12 protein-coding genes and 1 tRNA gene are annotated in these 10415 nt (G+C 65.9%); 9 read left to right on the forward strand and 4 right to left on the reverse strand.

Annotated features, from left to right (window positions below; translation table 11 throughout):
- Window positions 1–144: 144 nt before the first annotated feature.
- Window positions 145–387 (forward strand): hypothetical protein, encoded by a 243-nt coding sequence (locus tag RSO01_RS36500; protein WP_147155535.1) that lies wholly within the window; start codon window positions 145–147, stop codon window positions 385–387.
- Between the two features lie 33 nt (window positions 388–420).
- On the opposite strand, the gene RSO01_RS36505 is transcribed toward RSO01_RS36500, so the two are convergent.
- From RSO01_RS36505 to RSO01_RS36515, 3 genes are all read right to left on the reverse strand, one after another.
- Window positions 421–1293: a hypothetical protein gene (locus tag RSO01_RS36505; protein WP_147155536.1), complete on the reverse strand. Its 873-nt coding sequence runs from the start codon at window positions 1291–1293 to the stop codon at window positions 421–423.
- Between the two features lie 200 nt (window positions 1294–1493).
- Window positions 1494–1569 (reverse strand) — tRNA-Ala (locus RSO01_RS36510).
- A gap of 72 nt (window positions 1570–1641) precedes the next feature.
- Window positions 1642–2007, reverse strand: a complete 366-nt coding sequence (locus RSO01_RS36515) for a TIGR02300 family protein (protein ID WP_147155537.1) — start codon at window positions 2005–2007, stop codon at window positions 1642–1644.
- Window positions 2008–2155: 148 nt separating this feature from the next.
- On the opposite strand from RSO01_RS36515, the gene aroA reads away from it, so the two are divergent.
- The 6 genes from aroA (at window position 2156) to lhpI (ending at window position 8037) form a co-directional block, all read left to right on the forward strand.
- Window positions 2156–3529 (forward strand): 3-phosphoshikimate 1-carboxyvinyltransferase, encoded by a 1374-nt coding sequence (gene aroA, locus RSO01_RS36520; protein ID WP_373867975.1) that lies wholly within the window; start codon window positions 2156–2158, stop codon window positions 3527–3529.
- Entirely contained in the window at window positions 3526–4155 is a 630-nt protein-coding gene (locus RSO01_RS36525; RefSeq protein WP_147155539.1) for a (d)CMP kinase, read from the forward strand. Before aroA ends, RSO01_RS36525 begins: the two co-directional genes overlap by 4 nt.
- Before the next feature lie 150 nt (window positions 4156–4305).
- Window positions 4306–6042, forward strand: a complete 1737-nt coding sequence (gene rpsA, locus RSO01_RS36530) for a 30S ribosomal protein S1 (protein ID WP_147155540.1) — start codon at window positions 4306–4308, stop codon at window positions 6040–6042.
- Window positions 6043–6209: 167 nt separating this feature from the next.
- Window positions 6210–6542 carry an integration host factor subunit beta gene (locus RSO01_RS36535; RefSeq protein ID WP_147155550.1) on the forward strand — a complete coding sequence of 111 codons (333 nt, stop codon included), beginning with the start codon at window positions 6210–6212 and terminating at the stop codon, window positions 6540–6542.
- 119 nt (window positions 6543–6661) lie between these two features.
- Window positions 6662–7063: a lipopolysaccharide assembly protein LapA domain-containing protein gene (locus RSO01_RS36540; protein WP_147155541.1), complete on the forward strand. Its 402-nt coding sequence runs from the start codon at window positions 6662–6664 to the stop codon at window positions 7061–7063.
- Window positions 7060–8037: a bifunctional Delta(1)-pyrroline-2-carboxylate/Delta(1)-piperideine-2-carboxylate reductase gene (lhpI, locus tag RSO01_RS36545; RefSeq protein ID WP_147155542.1), complete on the forward strand. Its 978-nt coding sequence runs from the start codon at window positions 7060–7062 to the stop codon at window positions 8035–8037. The genes RSO01_RS36540 and lhpI overlap by 4 nt, the downstream gene beginning before the upstream one ends.
- Here the strand turns inward: lhpI and RSO01_RS36550 are convergent.
- Complete coding sequence (locus RSO01_RS36550) at window positions 8024–9223, reverse strand: CaiB/BaiF CoA transferase family protein (RefSeq protein ID WP_147155543.1); 1200 nt, start codon at window positions 9221–9223, stop codon at window positions 8024–8026. The genes lhpI and RSO01_RS36550 overlap by 14 nt on opposite strands.
- A 170-nt stretch (window positions 9224–9393) precedes the next feature.
- On the opposite strand from RSO01_RS36550, the gene RSO01_RS36555 reads away from it, so the two are divergent.
- The gene (locus RSO01_RS36555; RefSeq protein ID WP_147155544.1) at window positions 9394–9798 is read left to right on the forward strand and encodes a class I adenylate-forming enzyme family protein; all 405 of its coding nucleotides are present in this window, start codon (window positions 9394–9396) and stop codon (window positions 9796–9798) included.
- Between the two features lie 265 nt (window positions 9799–10063).
- A complete protein-coding gene (locus RSO01_RS36560) occupies window positions 10064–10402 on the forward strand; it encodes a MarR family winged helix-turn-helix transcriptional regulator (protein WP_218037566.1) in 339 nt (112 codons plus the stop codon).
- The last annotated feature ends 13 nt before the right edge of the window (window positions 10403–10415 follow it).

Here is a 10415-nt window from a genome sequence, read left to right on the forward strand (position 1 = left end):
TTCGGACGGGGCGGCGGCCTTCACGGCGCAAATCGGAGCGCCGCGCGACGGCTGAGACACACACGACACGATGCACGGCGGTTCGCGACACGTCGAAGAAACACGAGGGCGATAAGCCTCGCGGCAGTGATCAGCGAGGGAGTCATGTCGAGACGCACACGCACCTTGATCGGCATCGTCGCCATAGAGCTGTTGCTGGCCGGAGGCTGGATATGGCTGCATGGCATGGCGCTGGCCTCGCCGCATGCCACGAGAGACAGCACGCGGGTCATCGGTGAGGTCTTCGGCGGTGCCATGGGGCTGTTGTTGGCCCTGTCTCCGCTGCTCTACCTCTTGGCGAGAAGCAACGACCGGAAAGCCGCGGCCGGGCAGGCGCGTATCCATTGAGGATCGATACATGAGAGAGCCGAGGACCTGGGCTCAAGGCTTTTTGTAGAAAGCTTGCGCCGGAAGCGTGATCGAGCCCTGCCCAACGTCCTTGAGAGTCACCTGCTGGTCCTTCCAGCGCGCCTGCCAATGCCAGTAGCCATAGTTCGAGCAGGGGCGCCCATCCCATTCGAGCCATTGGCGGAAATTGTTGTAGGTTTCCGCTGTTTGCGCTCCCGCCGGAAGATCAGGCGCGTCGGTATCGTAAATCTCGTCGCTGGCGGCGGACGTGAGGACCTGCATGCCCTGGAGCGTGTCGTCCACCCAGCCGCCCGTCGACTTCTTGAAAGCCTGCCGCGTACCATCTGTAAAATCATGTGCCGCCACCTCGCGCCGGAGATTGAACAGCGTGTGCTTGCCGGTGGCGGAAAGGACTTGGCCGATGCCAGGAGGCGACAGCTTGGCAACGGCGACGATCTGTCCGCGGGCATTCGTTCCCATGAGGGGCGACTGCACATCATGGGCGCCGCATTGATCGGGCCCTGGGAAGGGCGTACCCGCGCTCCAAGGTTTTGCATTGGGCGGTCTGGGCCCTTTGGTAAGTACGGAGACTTCGGCCCACAGGGTCCACAGCACGAGCCTGTCCGTATTGGTCCCAATCGATGCGGTGATGGTTGTCGATCCGGCCGCTTGACGTTTGACCAGCCGTTGATTGGGGTTTCCGTAAACCGCTTCGCCGCCGCGCCAGGCGATCTGCGACCATTCAGCCTCGTCGTTCCGCGGCCCGGTGGTGGCCTGCACGACACAATCGCCGCGTGGTGACGGATCGGGAATCTGTTGTGGGCCGAATACGTCTCTCACTGTCACCCAGTTCGTGACATTGATCCGCTTAGCGTTGGTTACGGTGAGGTTGGTAACCACGACCATGTATTTGCCTTGGCTCGGGTTACTGTTGCAGCGCAGGCGCTGCGGGGCGGCAGTCGCTACTGTGGCGAGCTTTCCCGGACGCAAATGTGACTTACCGCACATCGGCGAACGAAGGCCGGGCCGCCCAAGCCGAGAGGCACGCAGCGTGCCCCTGAAAAACCAAAGGGCTTAGCAGCAATCTGCTAAGCCCCTGGTAGTGTTGGTGGAGCCAGACGGGATCGAACCGTCGACCTCTACAATGCCATTGTAGCGCTCTCCCAGCTGAGCTATGGCCCCGAAAATTCGGCCCCTGGGTCGTTGATGGGCGGCGCGAGGTATAATTCGTGCCCCGCGCACTGGCAACAGCGGCTAGCGGTCGCCCTCGCCCTTGTCGTCCTCGACTTCGACCTCGACCTCGAGGTCCTCGGTGTCGTCGGCGAGATCGTCGGCCTCTTCCAAGGCCTCGTCGCCCTCGACATCGGGCAATTCGTCTCCCGCCAGCGCCGCCTCATCGCTCTTCTTCTTCGCCGCCAGCTTGGCGGCTGCCGCTGCCGCAGCTGCCGTGGCAGCCGCCGCCGCGGCGGTCGCGCCACGACCGCGACGGACCTTCACGAAGTCCTCGCGATCATGTTCGCGCCCGCACTTGGGGCATTTGATCGGCCCCTTGTTCAGGTCGTAGAAGCGCGCAGCACAGCTCTGGCAGGTGCGCTTAGTACCCCAGCTCGCCTTCACCACGCAGAAACTCCCGGAAATTCCGCAGAAATCGGCCAAATCGGCCGCGAGGGAGGGCGTATGTCACGCGTCTTTCACCCTGTCAAAACCAAATTCCTCCATGGTACGAGATCGCGGCGTCGCATTTCTGCCGCCTTTCCGGGAGGCTGTCCTGTCACTGCGAGCCCATTCGGCCAAGCTTGTCGCCCGTCCGGCCGGCCGCCTGCAGGGCCGGGTGTGCGCCCCGGGCGACAAATCCATCTCCCATCGTGCCCTGATGTTCGGTGCCCTGGCGCTCGGCGAGACCACGGTGCGGGGGCTGCTCGACGGCGAGGACGTGCTGGCGACCGCCGCGGCGCTCCGGGCGCTGGGGGCGGAAATCACTCATGTGCGGGATGGCGGCCCCCTGTCAGGTGATCTCTGGCGTATCCGCGGCTTCGGCGTGGGCGGCGGCCGCGAGCCCGCCGACGTGCTGGAACTCGGCAACTCCGGCACCTCGGCACGCCTGCTCGCCGGCATCCTGGCCAGCCATCCTTTCACCAGCATCATGACCGGCGATGCCTCGCTGCGGCGGCGGCCGATGCATCGGGTGATCGAGCCTCTCACCCGCATGGGCGGCCGCTTCGAGGGCCGCGAGGGCGGCCGCCTGCCGCTCGCCATCGTCGGCACCGACGAGATGGTGCCGATCGAGTACCGCCTGCCGGTCGCCTCGGCCCAGGTGAAGAGCGCCATCCTGCTGGCCGGCCTCAACACCGCGGGCGAGACCACCGTGGTCGAGCCTGAGCCGACGCGCGATCACACCGAACGCATGTTGCGCCATTTCGGTGCCGAGGTGCGCGTGGTGCTGGCCCCAGGGGAGTTGGGCGATGGCGGCAAGCGCATCACCGTGGTCGGCTGGCCCGAGCTTCTGGGCCGCGACATCGTTGTGCCGGGCGATCCCTCGTCGGCGGCCTTCGCCGTCGTCGCCGCCGCGATCCGGCCGGGCAGCGACGTCACAATCGAGAATGTCGGCGTCAATCCGCTGCGCGCCGGCCTCTATCAGACGCTGCGCGACATGGGCGCCGACATCGCCTTCGAGAACGAACGCGAGGTCGGCGGCGAACCGGTCGCCGACCTGCATGTCAAAGGCGGCGTGCTGAAAGGTGTCGAGGTGCCGCCCGAGCGCGCGCCGTCGATGATCGACGAGTATCCCATCCTCGCCATCGCCGCTGCCTGCGCGAAGGGCACGACGCGCATGCAGGGCCTGGCGGAGCTGCGCGCCAAGGAGAGCGATCGGCTGGCCAGCGTCTCCGCCGGCCTTTTCGCCAACGGCGTGAAGCACGAGATGGGGTTGGCCGACCTGGTCGTGCATGGCACCGGCGCGCCGCCCGCCGGCGGCGGCTTGGTCGCGACCCACCTCGACCATCGCATCGCCATGTCCTTCCTGGTGTTGGGGCTTGCTGCGCGCGAGCCGGTGGCGATCGACGACGGCTCGCCGATCGAGACCAGCTTTCCGGGCTTCGCCCAGTTGATGAACGGCCTGGGCGCCCGTATCGAGGCGGCGTGAAACCCCTGCTGATCGCGATCGATGGGCCGGCAGCCTCCGGCAAGGGCACGCTCGCCAAGCGCCTGGCCGCCCATTTCAAGCTGCCGCACCTCGATTCCGGCCTGCTCTATCGCGCCGTTGCCTGGGCCGCCGCGCATACCAGCCGGACCCCGGAAGAGGCCGCCGCGGCCCTGGAGGCCGCCGACCTCGACAACCCCGCGCTCCGCACCGACGAGGCGGGCCAGGCCGCCTCCAAGGTAGCGGCAATCCCGCAGGTGCGGGCCAACCTCTTGAAATTCCAAAAAGAATTCGCACATCAGGCGTCGGGCGCCGTGCTCGACGGGCGCGATATCGGGACCGTGATCTGCCCCGACGCACCGGTGAAGATTTTCGTCACGGCGAGCCTCGAAGCGCGGGTCGAGCGCCGGTACCAGGAGTTGCGCGAGCGGGGTGCCGACACTATAAAGCCGCGCGTTCTTGCCGAGATGGCGGAGCGGGACCGTCGCGACAGCGAACGGGCGGCATCACCTTTGAAAGCCGCACCCGATGCTTACCACCTCGATACCAGCGACATGGATGCCGACGCGGCCTTCGCCGCCGCTTTGGCATTCATTTCGAGCAAGGGCTTTCGATCCTCCGGGCCATAAGTCGCCGCCGGCGGATCGCAGACTACTTAGCGGCGACTGCGATCGGGGGCACCCGGACGCGGTTCTATAGGCAGTGGATCCGCCGGACTTAACCGGTTGGCCGACGGGCGGCAGCGTTTCGCCCGGGATCGATGAAGGAAGAGGTTTTGAATGGCCAAGGGCAGCGCCCTGCGTAAAACGTCGAACGACGCCGCCAGCGCGGAGTTCGCAGCACTCCTCGAGGAATCGCTCGGCGGTTCCGCCAGCTTCGAAGGCACGGTCGTCAAGGGCCGCGTCATTCGTATCGCCAATGATTTCGTCGTGGTCGATGTCGGACTGAAGTCCGAAGGCCGCGTCGCCATCCGTGAATTCGCCAACGGCGGCACCGGCGCTCCCGAAGTGCGCGAAGGCGACACGGTCGACATCTTCGTCGACCGCATGGAGAACAAGGACGGCGAAGCCGTCCTGTCGCGCGACAAGGCGCGTCGCGAGGAAGCCTGGACGGTCCTCGAGAAGGCGTTCACCGACCAGGAACGTGTCATGGGCACGATCTTCGGCCGCGTGAAGGGCGGCTTCACGGTCGACCTGTCGGGCGCCGTGGCCTTCCTGCCGGGCAGCCAGGTCGATGTCCGCCCGGTGCGCGACGTCGGCCCGCTGATGGGCCAGGCGCAGCAGTTCGCCATCCTCAAGATGGACCGCCGCCGCGGCAACATCGTCGTGTCGCGCCGCGCCGTCATGGAAGAGACCCGCGCCGAGGACCGCACCCGCCTGATGGGCGCGCTGTCCGAGGGCCAGGTGCTCGACGGCGTGGTCAAGAACATCACCGACTACGGCGCGTTCGTGGATCTGGGTGGCGTCGATGGCCTCCTGCATGTCACAGACATCGCCTGGAAGCGCATCAATCATCCGTCGGAAGCCCTCACCATCGGCCAGCAGGTCAAGGTGCAGGTCATCCGCTTCAACCCCGAGACGCAGCGTATCTCGCTCGGCATGAAGCAGCTGATGAGCGATCCGTGGGACGGCGCGGGGGCCAAGTACCCGGTCGGCCTCAAGCTCAAGGGCCGCGTCACCAACATCACCGACTACGGCGCCTTCGTGGAGCTGGAGCCGGGTGTCGAGGGTCTGGTGCACGTCTCTGAGATGAGCTGGACCAAGAAGAACGTCCATCCGGGCAAGATCGTGTCGACCTCGCAGGAGGTCGAAGTGATGGTGCTGGACGTCGACATGTCCAAGCGCCGCATCTCGCTCGGCCTCAAGCAGTGCATGGCCAATCCGTGGGAGAGCTTCGCCGAGAAGTACCCGGCCGGCACCGAGCTCGAGGGCGAGGTCCGCAACATCACCGAGTTCGGCCTGTTCGTCGGCCTGCCCGGCGACATCGACGGCATGGTCCATCTGTCGGATCTGTCGTGGGACAAGGCCGGCGACGAGGCGATCCGCGACTACAAGAAGGGTGACAACGTCAAGGTCAAGGTCCTCGACGTCGACATCGACAAGGAGCGCATCTCGCTCGGCATCAAGCAGCTCGAGAACGATCCGTTCGAGAAGGTGGGCTCGGTCGCCAAGAAGGGCGACGTGGTCACCGTCATCGTGGCCGGCATCCAGGAGAACGGCATCGACGTCACGGTGCAGGACGGCATCCCGGGCTTCATCCGCAAGTCCGAGCTCTCCCGCGACCGTTCCGAGCAGCGGCCCGACCGCTACGCCATCGGCGACAAGCTCGACGCCAAGATCACCAACATCGACCGGGCCTCGCGCCGGGTGGTGCTGTCGGTCAAGGCGCGTGAGCTCGACGAGGAGAAGAAGGCGATGGCCGACTTCGGCTCGTCCGACTCGGGCGCCAGCCTGGGCGACATTCTCGGCGCGGCGCTGAGCCGGGCCCAGAAGAAGGATGAGAAGGAAGAAGAGTAAGGTCGCTTCAGCGACTTTCGGGAAGGGCCGGCTCTAGCCAAGAGCCGGCCTTTTTCTTGGGTAAAATGGCCCTCGGAGATGCCTGGAGCCTGCATTCGGGGTTCTTTCCCTTGTGATTCAAGGGCTTAGGCTTGAAGGGGCGCTTTTTTTCCTTTATTGTCATGGCAATGACCAAGTCGGAGCTGATTGCTCGCCTGGCGGCCCGGAATCCTCATCTCTATCAAAGGGATGTCGAGCGGATCGTGGCCACGGTCTTCGACGAAATCTCCAAGGCCTTGGCCGGAGGGCACCGCGTCGAATTGCGCGGCTTTGGCGCGTTCTCCGTGAAGAAACGCGAGCCGCGCACCGGGCGCAACCCGCGCACCGGCGAGCAGGTGGCGGTGGCGTCCAAGCGGGTGCCCTACTTCAAGACCGGCAAGGATTTGCGCGACCGCTTGAACAAGGAAGCGGTCAAGGCGGCAGGCTTGGCCCCGCCGGAGCCGGAAGAAGGCAAGAAGTAGTCTTCATTGGACCGCGGGCCTCCAGGCCCGCTCATGAATCATGAGATGAGCGGGCCTGGAGGCCCGCGGTCCCATGACTCTCGCGTCTCCCATCGTCGCTGTGCCATGCTCGCCGTCGCATGAAGCTTCTCGTCCGCGTCCTGTTCATTCTGTTCATCCTGGTCGGCGTGCTGATCGCGGTCAGCAATCGCCAGCCGGTGCAGCTCGCCCTATGGCCGTTGCCGCATCTCGTCGTCATGCCGGTCTATCTGCTGGTGATCGGCGTGCTGCTGCTGGGCGTGCTGGCGGGGCTGGGCATGGGCTGGTGGGCCGGCCGCCATCATCGCCGGCGCGCCCGCGAGGCGAGTGGCGAGGCGGCCCGGCTGGAGCGCGAGGTCCAGCGCCTGCGCCAGACCGAAACGCCGTCGTCGACCGAGGCCAACCGCTTGCCGCCGCGTGACCAGAAGGCGCTGGAGCGCCAGAGCGCCCTGGTCTCGTCCGAGCTCTCGATGCCTACCGGCACGCGCGGCCCCCTCCAGTGAAGATCCTCTCGGCCGCCGAGGTCGACGCTGCCCTCGACGACCTGGCGCTGATCGACCGCCTCGATGCGCTGTTCCGCGCCGGCTGTGAGATGCCAGTGCGCCATCATCACTCCATCGCCCAGCCGACCGGCCCCGGCTCGGCCGACGCCATGTTGCTGCTGATGCCGGCCTGGACGCAGGGCCCTTCCAGCCATCTCGGCATCAAGGTGGTCACGGTCTTCCCCGACAACGGCAAGCGCTCGCTGCCGTCGATCTACGGCCAGTACCTGCTGCTCGACGGCACGACCGGCCAGACGGTGGCGATGCTCGACGGCACCATGCTGACCAAGCGGCGCACCGCCTGTGCCTCGGGGCTGGCCTCGCGCTACCTGTCGCGCCCCGATGCCCGCGGTCTCCTGATGATCGGCACGGGTGCGCTGGCGCCGCAGCTGATCCGCGTGCACGCCAAGGTGCGGCCGATCGAGGAAGTGGCGATCTGGGGCCGCCGGCCGGACCAGGCGGCCCGTCTCGCCCAGGAACTTTCGGCGTCGCTGCCACAAGCCCTGGCGCGACCCATTGCGGTGCGCGCGGTGACCGATCGCCGGCAGGCTGTCGGCGAGGCCGATATCGTCTCCTGTGCCACGCTTTCCAGCGCGCCGCTGGTCGAGGGCGGCTGGCTGCGCGAGGGCCAGCATGTCGACCTGGTGGGCGCCTACACGCCGAAGATGCGCGAGAGTGACGATGAGGCCATGCGGCGCGCCCGGATCTATGTCGACACCCGCGCTGGCGCGCTGAAGGAAGGCGGCGACGTCGTTCAGCCATTGGCCAACGGCACGATCGGCGAAAGCGATGTGATCGCCGACCTTTACGAGCTTACACGCGGGCAACGAGCCGGCCGCGCGCCGGGCGATGCGACCTCGATCACCTTGTTCAAGTCCGTCGGCGCCGCCCTGGAGGACTTGGCGGCGGCCGAACTCGCCGTCACGGCTCGATAAGCGCGCCGTCCTTCTTCAGGGCGTCGATCTCGGCCTCGCTCAAGCCGACCTCGGCGAGAACGCTTCGCGAATCCTCGCCCTTCAATGGCGCCATGCGGCGGATGGCGGGCGGCGTGCGGCTCATGCGCATGGGCGGCTCGACCATCATGATCTCGCCCTCGCTGGGATGCGGGTACTTCTTGAAGAGCTGCCGCCAGATCAGGTGCGGGTCTTCGAACAGGTCGCTCGGCTTGGACACCGGTGCGTTGGGGATCTGCGCGTCGTCCAGGAGCTTCACCCACTCCGCCGTGGTCTTGGTCGGCGCCAGGGCTTCGACCATGGAATACATGTCGTTGATGTGCAGGGATCGGGCGTTCAGCGTCGAGTAGCGCGGATCCTTCAGCACCTCCTGCCGTCCGACGATCTCGAAGAAGTTGCGCCAGTGCTTGTCATTGTAGGGCAGGATCGCCATCCAGCCGTCGAGGGTGCGGAACGGCTTGCGGGTGCGGGCGAGCAGGCGCGTGTAGCCGACCTCGCCCTCGTCGGAGAACGTCCGTTCCCACAGATGCTCGACCATCAGCCAGGCGGTCATGGTCTCGAACATCGGCACCTCGACGAACTGTCCCTCGCCGGTGCGCTGCTTATGCATCAAGGCTGAAAGTGTCGCGAAGGCGAAGGTGAGCCCGACCGTCTTGTCGGCAATGATGGTTGGCGGATAGCGCGGGACGTCGTCGCCCGCCGCGCGGCCCATCAGGTCGGCGATGCCGAAGCGGGCCTGGATGGCGTCGTCGTAGGCCGGCAGCTTGCCGTAGGGACCGTCGGCCGAGTAGCCGTAGGCGCCGACATAGACGATGTCGGGCTTGATCTTGCGGATCGCCTCGTAGCCCAGCCCCAATCCTTCGATGGCCTGTGGCCTGAGCGCGTGGACGAAGGCGTCGGCCGTGGCCACCAGCTTGAGCAGCGCCGCCTTTGCCGCCGGGTTCTTGAGATCGAGACAAAGCGAGCGCTTGTTGCGGTTTACGTAGAGGTAGGTCGGTCCCATGCCCGGCGTCTTGGCCGGCTTGCCGATGTGGCGCACCATGTCGCCCTCCGGCGCCTCGACCTTGATCACGTCGGCGCCCTGGTCGGCCAGCAGCATGGTGCCGTAGGGGCCGAGGATGATGTTGGTCAGGTCGACGATCCTGATGCCTTCGAGCGCACCCGGCATTTTTTCTCTCTCTGTTGGGAACCACACGAGACTGCCATCGCCTCGACGTGGCGTCACCGGCTCTGGCACTGCGACGCAGAACGCGGGAGGAAACGATGGATCTTCGGGAACGCCATGTATCAGGGCTACGGGCAGACCGAGGTACTACCTATTGCGATGATGAGACGCGAGTGTGGTTCGCCACGGATGCGGCCGGGCTTGCAGCCGCTGCCTTTGCCGAGTTGCAGATCTGGGACGAGGACAACAACGCCGTGCGGCGCGGCGAAGCGGATGAGATCGTCGCCAAGTGCGAAGAACAGATGCGTGGCTTCTGGAACAACCCGCGCCTCGATGCCGACCGCTACCTCTACGTGGTTGACCGTGCCGACGACAGGGTGATCTCGGGTTCACCGTTTACCGCGACCTACTCGCCCCCATGGGTGCGTCAAGGTTCAAGCGTCAGTCAGCGAGAAAGATTTGGTCGAGCTCTGCGTCCTTCACCTCGGCGACTACAAGCGGCCCCCAAGACGTCGGTCGGCGAGATCAAGCGCAAGGAACTGCGCGAGCGGTTCCGGGTTGGTCGGCAACGCAACTGACGGCGTGCGCGGCACGCTTGCGCGAACGAGTCAAGAGCCCCGCTCATTTCACCGCGTGCGTTGGGTGTTATGAGACCGTTGTGCTCTGCGCGTTGTCGGTGTAGCCAAGGATCAAGCAAAGGCGGGGGCGATGCGGAGCAACGTCGCAAGAAGACAAACAGAGAGCAAGCCGGCATCAAGTCCGGCATCACGGCCCTACCGCATCGAAGAGCAAGTTGGTTATCTGCTGCGACGGGCGCATCAACGAGCCTCCTCCATCTTCCAGGTGACGATCGGCGATCCCAACATCACGCCGACGCAGTACTCGAGCATGGTGAAGCTGCACGAGTACACCGAGCTCTCGCAGAATCATCTCGGCCGTCTCGTCGGCATGGACAAGGCGACGATGCAGGGCGTGGTGCGCCGGCTGAAGGAACGTCGTCTGGTCGATTCGCGTCCGCATCCCGGTGACGCGCGGCGCACGCTGCTCAGCCTCACCACCGACGGCAATCGCCTGATCACCAAGCTGCTGGTCAACGGGCCGGCAGTGTCGCGCGAGACGCTGAAGCCGCTCAACAACCAGGAGCAGCGCCAGCTCCTCGAGCTGCTGTCGAAGATCGTCTGAGGGAGCGCGGGCC

Origin of the sequence: Reyranella soli (genome assembly GCF_007992495.1) — a bacterium.
GTDB lineage: Bacteria > Pseudomonadota > Alphaproteobacteria > Reyranellales > Reyranellaceae > Reyranella > Reyranella soli.